Raw genomic sequence first — 14,153 nt, 5'->3', positions numbered from 1 at the left:
AATTGTCATGACCGCCAGAATTCTTGTCGTCGATGATATTCCAGCCAATGTGAAGCTGCTCGAAGCGCGGCTGCTCGCCGAGTACTTCGACGTACTCACGGCCGAGAACGGCTTTGTCGCCCTCGAAATCTGCGACAAGACAAACGTCGACGTCATCCTGCTCGACGTCATGATGCCGGGCATGGATGGATTCGAGGTCTGCGAGCGGCTGAAGGCCAATCCGAGGACGTCGCACATCCCCGTCGTGATGGTGACCGCGCTCGACCAGCCCTCCGATCGCGTACGCGGCCTGAAGGCGGGTGCGGACGACTTTCTGACGAAGCCGGTCAACGATCTGCAACTCATATCGCGCGTGAAGAGCCTCGTGCGTCTCAAGACGCTGACCGACGAACTGCGTATCCGCACGGAAGCGGCGCGCAATATGGGCGTTGAGGACATGTTGCGGGTAGGGGACGGACGACTCGACGAGATTGCCCAGGTCCTGCTCGTCGACGGCCGGGCCAACAGCCAGGAACGCATCGTCAAGGCGCTGAAGCCGGTGGCAGCGGTCACCGCGAGCTCCGATCCGCAGGCGGCCCTGTTCGAGGCGGCAGAAAACAGTTTCGACCTGGTGATCGTCAACGCGAATTTCGATGATTACGATCCGCTGCGTCTCTGCTCGCAGCTGCGTTCCCTCGAACGCACGCGCTTCATTCCGGTCCTGCTCGTGACGGACAACGGCGACGAGCCGATGATCATCCGTGCGCTCGATCTCGGCGTGAACGACTATCTCGCGCGCCCGATCGATCCGAACGAACTGGTCGCACGCACGCTGACGCAGATCCGCCGCAAGCGCTACAACGACCGCCTTCGCCTCAGCGTGAAGGAGAGCATAGAGCTCGCCGTCACCGACGGGCTCACCGGCCTCCACAATCGCCGCTACCTCGACAACCATCTCAAGGTGCTCTTCAATCGCGCGCAGGCGAGGGGCCGCCCGCTCTCGATCTGCATCACCGACATCGATCGCTTCAAACTGGTGAACGACACCTACGGCCATGACGCCGGCGACGACGTCATCCGCGAGTTCGCCACCCGTATCCGCTCGACGGTGCGCGGAGCCGACCTCGCTTGCCGCTATGGTGGCGAGGAATTCGTCGTTGTGATGCCGGATACGACGGCAGAGGCGGCTGCGGTCATCGCCGAGCGCCTTCGCGGCATGATCGAACATCGTCCGTTCGCTCTGAAGGCCAGCGCGTCCTCGCTCGACGTTACCGCCTCGATGGGCATCGCGACGCTGACGCCGGATATCGAGACACCGGAGCAACTGCTGAAGCAGGCCGACCGCGCGCTCTACCAGGCAAAGAGCGCCGGCCGTAACCGGGTCGTTGCCGCAGCAGCCTGACCGTTTCGCTGAGAAAACCGCGGACGAGGCACGGCGGCCGCGCCGACGGCCGGCGACGCCGTAGACGCGTCAGCTGCAAAATATTGCCATCGACCGACTGTCATCTCTTGTTCACGAGCGGGACAAGTGGGTGGAAGTATTCGCGTTTTGTTGTTCTGTCCAACAATTTGTATAGTGCTATTATTTGCCCGCGTGAATTTGCGGATCTTAACCATAGTTCAGGACAAAGAATGAAACGGTTAAGAAATTGTTGATTTTTCTCTCCAGTTGCGCAAGTTTGACGTCACCGAGAAAGAAGGCCTCCGGGGAGGCCGGATATACCCCATGATGCTCAGGTCCGCCGCATCTCCTGGGTCGTGGGGTCGGTCGGTTGGCATGCTGTAAACGCGGTTCCTCGTACCGCAGGCATGCCGACCGACCCCCATTCGAGCAAATAAGCACCGCCATCCGGTTCCGGAGCGGTGCTTTTTTGTTGGGCCTAGGGGAATGTCGGAGCCGCCGAAAACGAAAAAGGCGCGGAGCCGGAGCCACGCGCCTTTAAAGAAAGGAAGAGATCAAGCCTTACTTGATCTTGGCTTCCTTGAATTCGACGTGCTTCTTGACGATCGGATCGTACTTCGTCTTCGTCATCTTGTCGGTCATCGTGCGGCTGTTCTTCTTGGTAACGTAGAAGAAACCGGTGTCGGCTGTCGACAGCAGCTTGATCTTGATCGTGGTCGCTTTCGCCATGGTCGTCCTGCCTTTAATAACAATCAAGCCGTGGACGACCAGAGCAGCCCACGGCAAATTCTGGCGCGAAACTACAAATCACGCCCAAAAAGTCAAGCCTGTTTCGGTTTAAAAAGCAGTCTCGCCATCGAAACCAGGACGTAGAGGCCGAAGAAGCCCGCAATTGCCCAGGCAAAACCATGATTTCCGGCGATGTCGATCGCGGCACCGATCCCCTGTGGCCCCGCGACCGTGCCGACGGCGTAACAGAAGACGAAGGCGGCATTGGCGGCGGCGAGGTCCGCTCCGGTGAGTCGCGAGCCGAGATGGCTCAGGCCGACGGTGTAGAGACCGGAGACACAGCCACCCCAGAAGAGCAGTACGAGCGCCATCAGCGCCCAGTTCTGTGACAGCCAGGGCAGCGCCAGCGATCCGCAGAGGCCGATGACCGCCATGATCGAGAGCAGCAGCCGGCGGTCCTTCAGCTTGTCGGAGAGCATTCCGAGCGGGATCTGGAACACCATGTTGCCGATCCCCATCACCGTCAGCAGCAGCGCCGCCTGCGCCTCTGTAAAGCCGGTACGCGTCGCGTAGATCGGAAAGAGCGACAGGCCACCCGCTTCCACTGCACCGAAGACGAAGACCGCGACCGTCGCCGTCGGGACGAGAAAGATATAGCGGAGGAAGTGTTGCTCCGGCTTGCTGTCGAGAACCGGGCTTTCCCGCCGGGCGATGAAGATCGGCACGGCGGCGACGAGGATCGCAAGCGCGCCGACGAGGAAGGGTAAGACGCCGTCACTGCCGAGGACGGAGAAGAGCAGGGGACCGCAGGCGAAGCCCACCGAAAGCACCGTTGCATAGATCCCGAGGACGAGACCGCGGCGGGAAGGCGGGGCTGCCGCGTTGATCCAGAATTCCGAAAGGATGAAGAGTGTCGTCGTCGCGCCGTGGAAGACGAGCCGCAGGGGAAACCACATCCAGAATGCTTCGGCATAATAGAAGCCGAGAGCACTTGCCGCCGAAAGCACGACAGCCCAGAGCATGGTGCGGGCGACCCCGACATCATGGGCGAGCTTGGTCGTCACTGGGGCCGCAGCCATGGCGGCGATGCCGGCCATGGCGGAGTTGAGGCCGATCAGCGTCGAGGGGATACCCCGTTTCTCCAGGATGATGCTGAGGAGCGGCAGACCGAGGCCGATCGCAATACCGACCGCGGTGATAGCCGAAATGGCGGCGACCAGCGAGGGCCAGTGGATGTCTTCGCGGTGACCGTTGGCGCCGTTCTTCGGCTTGGACATGGGACGGTTCCTCAGATGTCGCCACGGAACGTTCGTCCGCGACGGCTGTAGTAGAAGGGACCCGGGCTTCCGAATGGCAGTGACGGATCGGCCTTCATCCGGTCGATGACGTCTTCGAGAATGGTCCTGGTAATCAGCGGCATGTTCAGACCCGACGCCGCGTCAATGTCAAGCCATGTAAGATCATGTAGCTCCGCCGAATCACGGATGTTGGTCGGATCGATACCTGCCTCGTCGGTGAAGGTGAGAAAGAAGCGGGTGTCGAAACGGCGGACATTGCCGGGTGGCGTAATGGCACGGGCGACGTAGCGCAGGCTCGCGAGATCGGCGGCCGCGCCGTCTGCCGGTCGTCCGATGAAGAGGCCAGTTTCTTCGTAAAGCTCCCGTATGGCGGCAAGCGCCAGTGCGCGACCACGCCGCAGGGCCGTGGGATCGCTCCTGCCAGCGGCGAGCCTTGCGAGGACCTGTGGATGAAGATCGCGCAGATAGGGCAGGGCGTGATCGCCGCGGTCCCGCCGGCCGCCCGGAAAGACGTAGAGATTCGGCATGAAGACGTGGCGCTCGCCGCGTTTGCCGAAGAGCACGCGCAGGCGCCCGTCGCTGCGGTCGATCACGATCAGCGTCGCCGCGTCCTTCGGCGTCAGGCGCGTCGTCGGCGAAGCGGTAGCAGTCGGGTCAGGAAATGCGGAGCGGCTCATTGATCCTTCGGCAACGGATCGTATTCGGCCGGATCGTCGCTCTCGCCGCCGAAACCGTGCATGCGCAAGGCCCATTGCAGGCCGATGACACCACCCTTGATGGGCTGGATCGCAAGCAGGGTGGTGATGACGCCGAGAGGCGCCCAGATGGCGAGGTGAACCCAGTCCGAGGCGGGGAAGATGAGGTCCGTCATCATGAAGCCGCCGAGCAGCACGTGGCCGAGAACGAGGATCGCCAGATAGGGCGGCAGGTCGTCGGCGCGGTGATGGAACATTTCCTCCTGGCAGACAGCGCAGTGGTCGACAGGCTTCAGGAAGGCGCGGAAGAGCTTGCCGCCGCCACAGGCGGGGCAGGTGTTCAGCATGCCACGCATGATCGATCGCCCGACGGGGCGGTTCGCTTCCTGTCCGCCGAGATGAAGCACCGTATCGGCCGTGTTGTCTTGCATGTCGAACTTCCTTTCTCGTCGGGCGCGCGCTCAGCGTCGCCCGCGCCGTGCCCGTGTGCCCGGCAGCTTCTTGCCGCGACGGGTGGTCTTGTGGAACGAGCGGATCGCCGTCGGCATCTCGCGGCCCTCGCTCAGCATTTCGAATCGCAGCGCGCCGGCGAGCGGCACCGCCTCGACGAGCTTCACCAGGACCGCGTCTCCGAGCCGGTAACCGAGGCCGGTCTTCTCGCCGGAGAGTGCCTGGTGCGCCTCGTCATAGATATAGTAATCCCGCCCCAGCGTTGACACGGGGACGAAACCATCCGCACCGAACTGCGGCAATGCGACAAATAGGCCCGCCTTGGTGACGCCCGAAATGCGTCCGTCGAACTCCTCACCGATGCGTCCGGCGAGATGATGGGCAATCAACCGGTTCACGGTGTCGCGCTCCGCCGCCATCGCCCGCCGCTCGAAGGTCGAGATTTCGGCGGCGATATCGTCGAGCGTCGCCTCTTCGTCCGGGGTGATGCCGCCTTCGCCGAGGCCGAGCGAGCCGATCAGCGCCCGGTGCACGATGAGGTCGGCATAGCGCCGGATGGGCGAGGTGAAGTGGGCATATTTCAAGAGGTTGAGGCCGAAATGGCCGATGTTTTCCGGGCTGTAGATCGCCTGGCTCTGCGAGCGCAGGACCATCTCGTTGACCATGGTCTGGTGCGGCGTATCGAGGGCGCTCGCCAGGATGCCGTTGAAGCTGTTGGAACGCAGCTGCCCGCCCTTCGCCATGTTGATGCCGATGGTCGCAAGGAACTCGCGAAGCGCCTCCTGCTTGGAAAGCGCCGGCGCGTCGTGGATGCGGTAGACGAGCGGCTGCCGCTTCTTTTCGAGCGTCTCGGCGGCTGCGACGTTCGCCTGGATCATCATCTCCTCGATGAGTTTGTGCGCATCGAGCCGTTCGGGGATGAAGACCCGGTCGACGGTGCCGTCGGGCTTCAGCAGGATTTTGCGCTCGGGCATGTCGAGTTCGAGCGGCTGGCGGCGGTCGCGCCCGCGCTTCAGCACCGCGTAGGCGTGCCAGAGCGGCTTCAGGATCGTGTCGAGAAGCGGTCCGGTCTTGTCATCCGGTGCGCCGTCGATCGCCGCCTGCGCCTGCGCATAGGAGAGTTTGGCCGCACTCTTCATCATGACCCGGTGGAAGGTGTGGCCGGCCTTGCGGCCTTCCTTCGAGAAGACCATTCGGACCGCGAGCGCGGGCCGGTCGACGCCTTCCCGCAGCGAGCAGAGATCGTTCGAGATACGCTCGGGCAGCATCGGCACCACGCGGTCGGGGAAGTAGACCGAATTGCCGCGCTTCACCGCCTCGCGATCGAGCTGCGATTTCGGCCGCACGTACCAGGAGACGTCGGCGATCGCGACGGTAACGATCACGCCGTCCGGATTGTCGGGAGACGTATCGGGTTCGGCATAGACCGCGTCGTCGTGGTCCTTCGCATCCGCCGGGTCGATGGTGATCAGCGGCAGGTCGCGCCAGTCCTCCCGATGCGACATGCCGGCAAGCTTCACGGTTTCGCTCTCGGCGATCACGGCCTGCGGGAATATATGCGGAATGCCGTGCGCGTGGATCGCGATCATCGAGATCGCCTTTTCCGATGCGACGGAGCCGATCACCGAAAGCACACGCCCCCGCGACAGGCCGAAGCGGCCGCTGCGGGCGATTTCCACCTCTACGAGATCGCCGTCCTTTGCCTCGCCCAGGTCGGCGCTGTCGATCAACAATTCCTCGTCGCGCCGGTCGATCGGCATCAGCCGTCCGCCGCCGCCCGGCGTTTCGCGGAAGACGCCGAGCATGGCGTTCCGACGCTTGTCGAGAATCTTGATGACGCGAGCGGTATAGGCAGGCCCTGCGCGATCTTTGGCAACGAAAATCTTGGCGAGAACGCGGTCGCCGAGCCCGCCGACGGGCGCCTTGCCCTTCGCGCGGTCCGAACTCGACTGGCGGATCGCGACGGCAGGCGCGACACCGAGCTCGTCCGCCCATTCGGCGGGTCGCGCGATCAGCTCGCCATCCTTGTCGCGGGTGGTGATGTCGAGGACTGCGACCGAGGGCAGGGCGCCGGGGCGCGTCAATGTCTTGCGGCTCTTCTGCACGAGACCGTCGTCTTCGAGCGCGCGCAGTACGTCCTTGAGCTCGACGCGCGCCTCGCCCTTGAGGCCGAAGGCCTTGGCGATCTCGCGCTTGGAGGCACGGTCCGGATTTTCCGCGATGAATCGCAAAAGCACTTCGCGCGAGGGAACCGCGCCGTGGATGATCGGCAGGTCATCGCCTGCCGTATCAGCTTCTCCCCGCAGGGGCTTGCCTTTGCGGGTGTCTGCGGGGCGGCTCGTATCGCGCGATGGCTTCTTCAATCGTCAGCTCTTTTTCGCTTTCGTGGCCGTCTTGGCCTTCGGTTTCGCTGCCGTCTTCGCCTTGGTGGTCTTGCTGCCACCTTCGGCCTTCGTCGTCTTGGCCGAGGGCTTCTTCGCCTTCGTGCCCGCCTTGCCGCCGGACTTGCCGGCCTTCTCCGCGATCAGCGCCAGCGCCTCCTCGACGGTCACGGACTGCGGGTCCTTGCCCTTCGGCAGGGTGGCATTCACCTTGCCCCAGTTGACGTAGGGACCATAGCGTCCGTCGCGAACGGTGATCGCGCCGCCGTCGGGATGGTCTCCGAGCTCCTTCAGCGCCGCCGCGGCGGTACGCCCGCGGGCTCCGGGTCCCTTGCTCTGCTTTTCCGCCAAAACTGTGACCGCGCGGTTGAGGCCGATCGAGAACACATCCTCGATGCTGTCGAGATTGGCGTAGGTGCCGTCATGCAGGACGAACGGCCCGTAGCGACCGAGACCGGCGGAGATCATCTTACCGCTCTCGGGATGCTTGCCGACGTCGCGCGGGAGCGACAACAGCGCCTGCGCCTTTTCATAGTCGACGGTCGCCGGCGTCCAGCCCTTGGGCAGGGAGGAACGCTTGGCCTCCTTGCCTTCGCCGCGCTGGACATAAGGCCCGAAGCGGCCGCTGCGAAGAGTGATCTCCTCGCCGGTGACGGGATCCTTGCCGAGGTTCTTGGTCTCGGGCACGCCGGATGCCTCGGCATCGGCACCGCCCTCCGAGGACAGCTGGCGGGTATAGTTGCACTCTGGATAGTTGGAACAGCCGACGAAGGCGCCGTACTTGCCGAGCTTCAGCGACAGCTGCCCGGTGCCGCAGACCTGGCAGATGCGCGGATCCGAGCCGTCCTCGCGCTTCGGGAAGACCAGCGGTGCGAGCGCCTCGTTCAACGCGTCGAGCACATTGGTGACGCGCAGCTCCTTGGTATCCTCGATCTGCGAGAAGAAATCGCGCCAGAAGTCCCGCAGCACGTCCTTCCAGTTCAGCTCGCCGGCGGAGACCTGGTCGAGCTTCTCTTCGAGGTCGGCGGTGAAGTCGTACTCGACATACTTGGTAAAGAAGCTTTCGAGGAAGGCCGTCACCAGACGGCCCTTCGCCTGCGGAATGAGCTTGCGCTTGTCGATCGTCACATAGTCGCGGTCGCGGAGCGTCGCGAGCGTCGCCGCATACGTCGACGGACGGCCGATGCCGAGCTCTTCCATCTTCTTGATCAGCGAGGCTTCCGAATAGCGCGGCGGCGGCTCGGTGAAGTGCTGGCTGGCATTCACCTTGCGCTTTTCCAGCATTTCGCGGGCGTTGATTTCCGGCAGGCGACCGCTTTCGTCGTCGTCCTCACCGCTTTCGTTCTCGTCGCGCTGATCGGTATAGGCGGCGAGGAAGCCGTCGAAGCGGACGACCGAGCCGACAGCGCGCAGGCCCGCCTTCTCGCCGTCGCGATCGGCGAGGATTTCGGCCGTCGTGCGCTCGATCTCGGCCGAAGCCATCTGGCTGGCAATGCCGCGCTTCCAGATCAGTTCATAAAGCCGCAGCTGGTCGGAATCGAGGTGGCTGCGGACCTTGGCCGGGATCCGGTTGAAATCGGTCGGGCGGATCGCTTCGTGGGCTTCCTGCGCGTTCTTCGCCTTTGTGGAATAGAAGCGGGCCTTCTCCGGCAGGTAGCGGGGGCCGAACTGGTCGCCGATCGCATGCCGCGCCGCGTCAATCGCTTCCGGCGCCATCTGCACGCCGTCGGTACGCATATAAGTAATGAGACCGACTGTCTCGCCACCGATGTCGATGCCCTCGTAGAGCCTCTGGGCGATCTGCATGGTGCGGGAGGCGGAGAAGCCGAGCTGCGAGGACGCCGCCTGCTGCAGCGTCGAGGTGGTGAAGGGCGGGCCCGGATTGCGCTTGACGGGCTTTGCCTCGACGCTTTCGACGACGTAGCGGGCGCCTTCCAGCAGGTCCTTGATGCGGTGGGCGGACTCGCCGTTCTTGATCGAGTTCTTCTGGATGCGCTTGCCGTCGGCCGAGACGAGACGCGCCTCGAACTCGTCGCCGCGCGGCGTCTTCAGAAGCGCGGAGATCTGCCAGTATTCCTCGGCGACGAAGCGTTCGATTTCCGTTTCGCGGTCGCAGACGAGGCGAAGCGCTACCGACTGCACGCGGCCGGCCGAACGCGCACCCGGAAGCTTGCGCCAGAGGACCGGCGACAGGTTGAAGCCGACGAGATAGTCCAGCGCCCGGCGGGCGAGATAGGCGTCGACCAGTGCCTCGTCGATGTCGCGCGGCTGCGCCATCGCATCGAGAACAGCCTTCTTCGTGATCGCGTTGAAGACCACCCGCTTGACCGGCTTGCCGTTCAGCACCTTCTTCTTCTTCAAGAGATCGAGAACGTGCCAGGAGATCGCTTCACCTTCGCGATCCGGGTCGGTCGCGAGAAAGAGGCCGTCGGAGTCCTTGACCGCGTCGGCGATGTCCTTCATCCGCTTCGCGGAGGCGCCGTCGACCTCCCAGACCATCTCGAAATCGTCGTCCGGCCGCACCGAGCCGTCCTTCGCCGGCAGGTCACGAACGTGACCGAACGATGCGAGGACCTTGTATCCCGATCCGAGATACTTGTTGATCGTCTTGGCTTTGGCTGGAGATTCAACGACTACGACATTCATACTTTTTCTCGGTACAAGCCAGCGGACCTTTGATCTTCAGCACGGCTGAGAGGGGTACGTTGCGTTACAGGCCTCCCGACATGGACAGGGATTCGCTTCCGGTCAAGGGGGAGCCGTCATTTTCTCAAGTTCAACGCAATACAACTAAAGGGAGCAATCGTTAAAGTTGCAATTCTAGATAAATTGTCTATCCTCGACTCCATTGATGTGCAGCCGTCCGGCGTGACCGGGCAATTTTGGATCTGGGGGCTTGGACGATGGTTCCGAATTTTCTTGACGGTAATGGAGACGGCTTGCGGGTGCGCGAGAACATCGCTTACGTCCGCCAGATACTCGGCGAGCTGCGCAACGTGGCGCAGCGGGAAGGTGCGGACATGCTCTGCTACCTCATCGAGATGGCCTACCTGGAGGCGGGGGACATCCAGGCGGGGCGCCGCGGCCTTTCAGTCCGCCATGGCCAGGGAGACTAGGCCGCCGGCGTGGCGGTGAAGGCGCCCGGCGATATCGAGCTCCAGCAAGACCAAATAGACCGCTGACGCGGACAGGCCGGTATGACGGATGATGTCGTCGATCTCCACGGGCGTCGGTCCCAGGGCGTCGATGATGCGCGTCCGTTCGTTTGCGGTCGGTGGCGGCTCCAACGCCTTCTCCTCTCCGTCTCCATCCGGTTCCTCGGCCTGCCGTGGCGCGAGGTTTGCCACGCCTGCTATCGGCGCCAGCGCCTGCAGGATGTCCTCGGGTCCGGTGGTGACGATCGCCCCGTCCTTGAGAAGTCCGTTGGTGCCGTGGCATCGGGGATCGAGAGGGGAGCCCGGCACCGCGAAGACGAGCCGCCCGAACTCGCCGGCAAGGCGTGCGGTGATCAGTGAACCGGAGCGGCTCGCCGCCTCGATGACGACGACGCCGAGGGCCGCGCCGGCAATCAGGCGGTTGCGGCGCGGGAAGTCGCGCGCCCGCGCCTCCCAACCGAACGGCATTTCGCTGATGGCGAGCCCGCGGCCGCTGCAGATTTCTTCGAGAAGCCCGATGTTCTCGGGAGGGTAGGGACGGTCGAGCCCCCCGGCCATGGCGGCGATCGTCCCCGTTTCGAGGCTCGCACGATGGGCGGCGGTGTCGATGCCGCGCGCCAGTCCGGAAATGATGCCATAGCCGGCCCTGCCGAGTTCACGTGCAATGAGGCTCGCGAACTTGACGCCGGCAATCGAGGCATTGCGGGAGCCGACGATGCCGACATGGGCAAGCCGTGTCGCCGAAAGGTCGCCGCGGGCTGCAAGGAGGGGCGGTGCGCCGTCGATTTGTCGCAGGGCCGGCGGATAGTCCGGTTCGCCGATGCCGATGAAGGTTGCGCCGAGGCGCCGGGCTGTTTCGAGTTCGCGGACGGCATCGGCCTCGCTGGCGATGCGGATAGGCCGCGTCGAGCCGCCGCGCCGCGACAGCTCCGGCAGGGCGGCGAGCGCCGCTTCGGCATTTCCGAAATGGTTGATGAGGTCGCGAAAGGTCGCCGGCCCCACATTGTCGCTTCGGATCAGCCGCAGCCAGGCGATCCGTTGTCTTTCCGTCAGCGCAATCCCGTTCCGTCTTGCGCTGCGCTCGGGCATGCGCCTATCCCTTTTGTCCGATCCGGCTTTCCGTTCCCGCGATCAGGCGCTCGATATTGGCCTTGTGCCGCCACCAGGAAACGACGGTCATGATCGCCGTCACGATGGCGGCTTCCTCGGCGCCAGTAATCCACAATACAACCGGAATGACAAGAGTCGCGATCAGTGCAGACAACGAGGAGTAGCGGGTGATGAAGGCGATCGACAGCCAGACGGCTGCGAATACGAGCACCATCAGCGGCGTAACCCCGAGCAGGGTGCCGATATAGGTCGCGACGCCCTTGCCGCCCTTGAAGCCGAGCCAGACCGGAAAGAGGTGTCCGATAAAAGCGGCAAACCCGGCGAGAAGGCCGGCATTGGCACCGAACACCGCCTGTGCGGCCACCGCAGCGGCCGTCGCCTTCAGTGCGTCGAGCAGCAGGGTTGCGGCCGCGAGCTTCTTGTTGCCGGTCCTGAGCACGTTGGTGGCGCCGATATTGCCGGAGCCGATCTGCCGCAGGTCGCCGTGGCCGGCCATACGGGTGAGCAGGAGGCCGAAGGGGATGGAGCCCAGGAGATAGCCCAGACTCAGCACCGCGATCAGAGCCGGCAGGCCGATTTGCAGGAAATTGACGTTCGCCACTGTGTCCCCCCGTTATTTATCTTATAGCGAATGCACGCACCGTCCGCGGACATAGGTCGACACCGCCCGTCCGGAAAAACGCGCATCCTCGAACGGCGTGTTCTTCGAGCGGGAGACAATCGCCTCCTTGGAGACGAGCCACGGCTCGTCGAGGTCGATGAGCGTGATGTCGGCCGCAGCGCCCGGCTTCAGCGTCCCGGCGTCGAGGCCGAAGATGTGGGCCGGCCGCGTCGACATGGCATCGATGAGACGCATCAGCGACACCTGGCCGCTGTGGTGCAGGCGAAGGGCGGCTGAAAGCATCGTCTCGAGCCCGATCGCACCGTCCGCGGCATCGGAGAAGGGCAGGCGCTTGGTGTCGACGTCCTGCGGATCATGCGAGGAAACAATGATGTCGATGGTGCCGTCGGCGATCGCCTCGACCATGGCCATGCGGTCGTCCTCCGAGCGCAGCGGCGGCGACAGCTTGAAGAAGGTGCGGTATTCGCCGATGTCGTTCTCGTTGAGCGACAGGTGGTTGATCGAGACGGCGCAGGTGACGTTCGCGCCGCGTTCGCGGGCGACGCGGATCGCCTCGGCAGATTCCGGCACCGAGATCTTTGCGGCGTGATACTTCGCGCGGGTGAGCGTCGCGATTCTTAGGTCGCGTTCGAGCGGGATGATCTCGGCCTCCTTGGGAACGCCGGAAAGTCCGAGCCAACCGGCAAGCAGGCCCTCGTTCATCACGCCGTTGGCGCCGAGATACTTGTCCTTCGCCTCAAGCGCGATGACGGCGGAAAATTCCCGTGCATAGGTCATCGCGCGGCGCAGGACCTGCGTGTCGTGGAGGCCGTGACGGCCGTTGGTGAAGGCGACGGCTCCCGCTTCCTGGAGAAGCCCCATCTCGGTCATCTCGACGCCATCGAGCCCCTTCGTCAGGGCCGCCGCCGGATAGACGTTGACGAGGGCGGTGTCGCGGGCGGTCTTGCGCACGAATTCAACCAGCGCGATGTCGTCGATCACCGGGTCGGTGTCCGGCATCACGATGAAGGAAGTGACGCCGCCGGCTGCCGCAGCCCGGCTCGCCGAGGCTATGGTCTCGCGGTGTTCCGCGCCCGGTTCGCCGGTAAAGACGCGCGCGTCGACGAGACCCGGCACTGCGGTCAGCCCGCGGCAGTCGCGCACCTCTGCGCCGTCGGGTGCACCCTGGTTGAGTGCGTCGGCGCCGGCTGCGGCGATGCGGCCGTCAGCCCCGACGACGATCGTTCCGACCTCGTCGATGCTGCGCGACGGATCGACGATGCGGACATTCTTCAAGACGAGGGGCGTGGTCGTGCTCATGCGCCCATTCCTTCCGTTCTCGGACCCTGGTTGCCGGAGACGAGCAGGGCCTCCATGACCGCCATGCGCACAGCGACACCCATTTCCACCTGCTGCTCAATGACGCTCTGGGGGCCGTCGGCGACTTCCGAGGCGATCTCGACCCCGCGGTTCATCGGTCCGGGGTGCATGACGAGCGCGTCTTCCTTCGCCGCCTTCAGCTTTTCTGCATCGAGGCCGTAGAAGTGGAAATATTCACGGATCGAAGGCACGAAGGCGCCCGACATGCGCTCGCGTTGCAGGCGCAGCATCATCACGACGTCGGCGTCCTTGAGGCCCTCCTTCATGTCGTGGAAGACTTCGACGCCCATCTGGGCGATGCCTGCGGGCAACAGCGTTGCCGGCGCCACGACCCGGACGCGGGCGCCCATGGCGTTCAGCAGCAGGATGTTCGAACGGGCGACGCGCGAATGCAGGACGTCCCCGCAGATCGCGACGATGATGCGCGAGAGCTTGCCCTTGGCGCGACGGATCGTCAGCGCATCGAGGAGCGCCTGCGTCGGATGCTCGTGCTGGCCGTCACCGGCATTGACCACCGAGCATGCGACCTTCTGGGAGAGGAGGGCGGCGGCGCCCGCGGAGGAATGCCGTATGACCAGCACGTCCGGCCGCATGGCGTTCAGCGTCATCGCCGTGTCGATCAGCGTTTCGCCTTTCTTCACCGAGGAGTTCCCGACGGACATGTTCATGACGTCCGCGCCGAGCCGCTTGCCGGCGAGCTCGAACGAGGACTGCGTTCGCGTCGAGGCTTCGAAGAAGAGATTGATCTGGGTGAGACCACGCAACGTCGAGGTCTTCTTTTCCCTCTGGCGGCTGATCTTGACGGCCTCGTCGGCCTTGTCGAGCAGGAAGGTGATGTCCTGTTCGGTGAGGCCCTTTATGCCGAGGAGGTGGCGGTGGGGAAAGAAGACCATGGGACTGTCCTCCTGAGATAGTCACGCGGTCTATAAAGATTGCCAGCCGGGGGGGCAAGCATGTGCTATGTGGATTGGAC

General features: G+C 64.1%; 12 protein-coding genes. 2 read left to right on the top strand and 10 right to left on the bottom strand.

Going from position 1 to position 14,153, the window contains the following annotated elements:
* Positions 1-7: 7 nt before the first annotated feature.
* Positions 8-1,381 (top strand): PleD family two-component system response regulator, encoded by a 1,374-nt coding sequence (locus H4I97_RS09715; RefSeq protein WP_182304439.1) that lies wholly within the window; start codon positions 8-10, stop codon positions 1,379-1,381.
* A gap of 561 nt (positions 1,382-1,942) precedes the next feature.
* Here H4I97_RS09715 and rpmG read toward each other — a convergent pair.
* The 6 genes from rpmG to topA form a co-directional block, all read right to left on the bottom strand.
* Positions 1,943-2,110, bottom strand: a complete 168-nt coding sequence (gene rpmG, locus H4I97_RS09710) for a 50S ribosomal protein L33 (protein WP_112687186.1) — start codon at positions 2,108-2,110, stop codon at positions 1,943-1,945.
* 92 nt (positions 2,111-2,202) lie between these two features.
* Positions 2,203-3,387 (bottom strand): MFS transporter, encoded by a 1,185-nt coding sequence (locus H4I97_RS09705; RefSeq protein WP_182304438.1) that lies wholly within the window; start codon positions 3,385-3,387, stop codon positions 2,203-2,205.
* Positions 3,388-3,398: 11 nt separating this feature from the next.
* The gene (locus tag H4I97_RS09700; RefSeq protein WP_182304437.1) at positions 3,399-4,085 is read right to left on the bottom strand and encodes an NUDIX hydrolase; all 687 of its coding nucleotides are present in this window, start codon (positions 4,083-4,085) and stop codon (positions 3,399-3,401) included.
* Positions 4,082-4,534, bottom strand: coding sequence for a DUF983 domain-containing protein (locus H4I97_RS09695; RefSeq protein WP_182304436.1), 453 nt, complete (start codon positions 4,532-4,534; stop codon positions 4,082-4,084). The genes H4I97_RS09700 and H4I97_RS09695 overlap by 4 nt, the downstream gene beginning before the upstream one ends.
* 30 nt (positions 4,535-4,564) lie before the next feature.
* Complete coding sequence (gene rnr / locus H4I97_RS09690) at positions 4,565-6,859, bottom strand: ribonuclease R (protein WP_244658771.1); 2,295 nt, start codon at positions 6,857-6,859, stop codon at positions 4,565-4,567.
* Positions 6,860-6,919: 60 nt separating this feature from the next.
* Positions 6,920-9,580, bottom strand: a complete 2,661-nt coding sequence (gene topA / locus H4I97_RS09685; RefSeq protein ID WP_182304434.1) for a type I DNA topoisomerase — start codon at positions 9,578-9,580, stop codon at positions 6,920-6,922.
* A 257-nt stretch (positions 9,581-9,837) separates the two neighbouring features.
* Between topA and H4I97_RS09680 the strand changes: the two genes are divergently transcribed.
* Positions 9,838-10,050, top strand: coding sequence for a hypothetical protein (locus H4I97_RS09680; protein ID WP_148155662.1), 213 nt, complete (start codon positions 9,838-9,840; stop codon positions 10,048-10,050).
* On the opposite strand, the gene dprA is transcribed toward H4I97_RS09680, so the two are convergent.
* From dprA to H4I97_RS09660, 4 genes are read right to left on the bottom strand one after another with little or no spacing between them, the layout of a single operon-like run.
* The gene (dprA, locus tag H4I97_RS09675) at positions 10,024-11,178 is read right to left on the bottom strand and encodes a DNA-processing protein DprA (protein WP_182304433.1); all 1,155 of its coding nucleotides are present in this window, start codon (positions 11,176-11,178) and stop codon (positions 10,024-10,026) included. The genes H4I97_RS09680 and dprA overlap by 27 nt on opposite strands.
* Before the next feature lie 4 nt (positions 11,179-11,182).
* The gene (plsY, locus tag H4I97_RS09670) at positions 11,183-11,800 is read right to left on the bottom strand and encodes a glycerol-3-phosphate 1-O-acyltransferase PlsY (protein ID WP_182304432.1); all 618 of its coding nucleotides are present in this window, start codon (positions 11,798-11,800) and stop codon (positions 11,183-11,185) included.
* 21 nt (positions 11,801-11,821) lie between these two features.
* Positions 11,822-13,120: a dihydroorotase gene (locus H4I97_RS09665; protein ID WP_182304431.1), complete on the bottom strand. Its 1,299-nt coding sequence runs from the start codon at positions 13,118-13,120 to the stop codon at positions 11,822-11,824.
* The gene (locus H4I97_RS09660) at positions 13,117-14,073 is read right to left on the bottom strand and encodes an aspartate carbamoyltransferase catalytic subunit (protein WP_182304430.1); all 957 of its coding nucleotides are present in this window, start codon (positions 14,071-14,073) and stop codon (positions 13,117-13,119) included. Before H4I97_RS09660 ends, H4I97_RS09665 begins: the two co-directional genes overlap by 4 nt.
* Between the last annotated feature and the right edge of the window lie 80 nt (positions 14,074-14,153).

It is taken from the genome of Ciceribacter thiooxidans (assembly GCF_014126615.1).
Classification (GTDB): Bacteria; Pseudomonadota; Alphaproteobacteria; order Rhizobiales; family Rhizobiaceae; genus Allorhizobium; species Allorhizobium thiooxidans.
The sequence above is the reverse complement of the archived record's forward strand: the minus strand, read 5'-3'. Positions and strand labels throughout refer to the sequence as shown.

Excerpts from the sequence above, each read along its gene's own strand:
- dprA (WP_182304433.1), bottom strand. The coding sequence starts at position 11,178 with ATGCCCGAGCGCAGCGCAAGACGGAACGGGATTGCGCTGACGGAAAGA.
- H4I97_RS09700 (WP_182304437.1), bottom strand. The coding sequence starts at position 4,085 with ATGAGCCGCTCCGCATTTCCTGACCCGACTGCTACCGCTTCGCCGACG.
- topA (WP_182304434.1), bottom strand. The coding sequence starts at position 9,580 with ATGAATGTCGTAGTCGTTGAATCTCCAGCCAAAGCCAAGACGATCAAC.
- H4I97_RS09695 (WP_182304436.1), bottom strand. The coding sequence starts at position 4,534 with ATGCAAGACAACACGGCCGATACGGTGCTTCATCTCGGCGGACAGGAA.
- H4I97_RS09680 (WP_148155662.1), top strand. The coding sequence starts at position 9,838 with ATGGTTCCGAATTTTCTTGACGGTAATGGAGACGGCTTGCGGGTGCGC.
- H4I97_RS09665 (WP_182304431.1), bottom strand. The coding sequence starts at position 13,120 with ATGAGCACGACCACGCCCCTCGTCTTGAAGAATGTCCGCATCGTCGAT.
- H4I97_RS09660 (WP_182304430.1), bottom strand. The coding sequence starts at position 14,073 with ATGGTCTTCTTTCCCCACCGCCACCTCCTCGGCATAAAGGGCCTCACC.
- H4I97_RS09705 (WP_182304438.1), bottom strand. The coding sequence starts at position 3,387 with ATGTCCAAGCCGAAGAACGGCGCCAACGGTCACCGCGAAGACATCCAC.
- rpmG (WP_112687186.1), bottom strand. The coding sequence starts at position 2,110 with ATGGCGAAAGCGACCACGATCAAGATCAAGCTGCTGTCGACAGCCGAC.
- H4I97_RS09715 (WP_182304439.1), top strand. The coding sequence starts at position 8 with ATGACCGCCAGAATTCTTGTCGTCGATGATATTCCAGCCAATGTGAAG.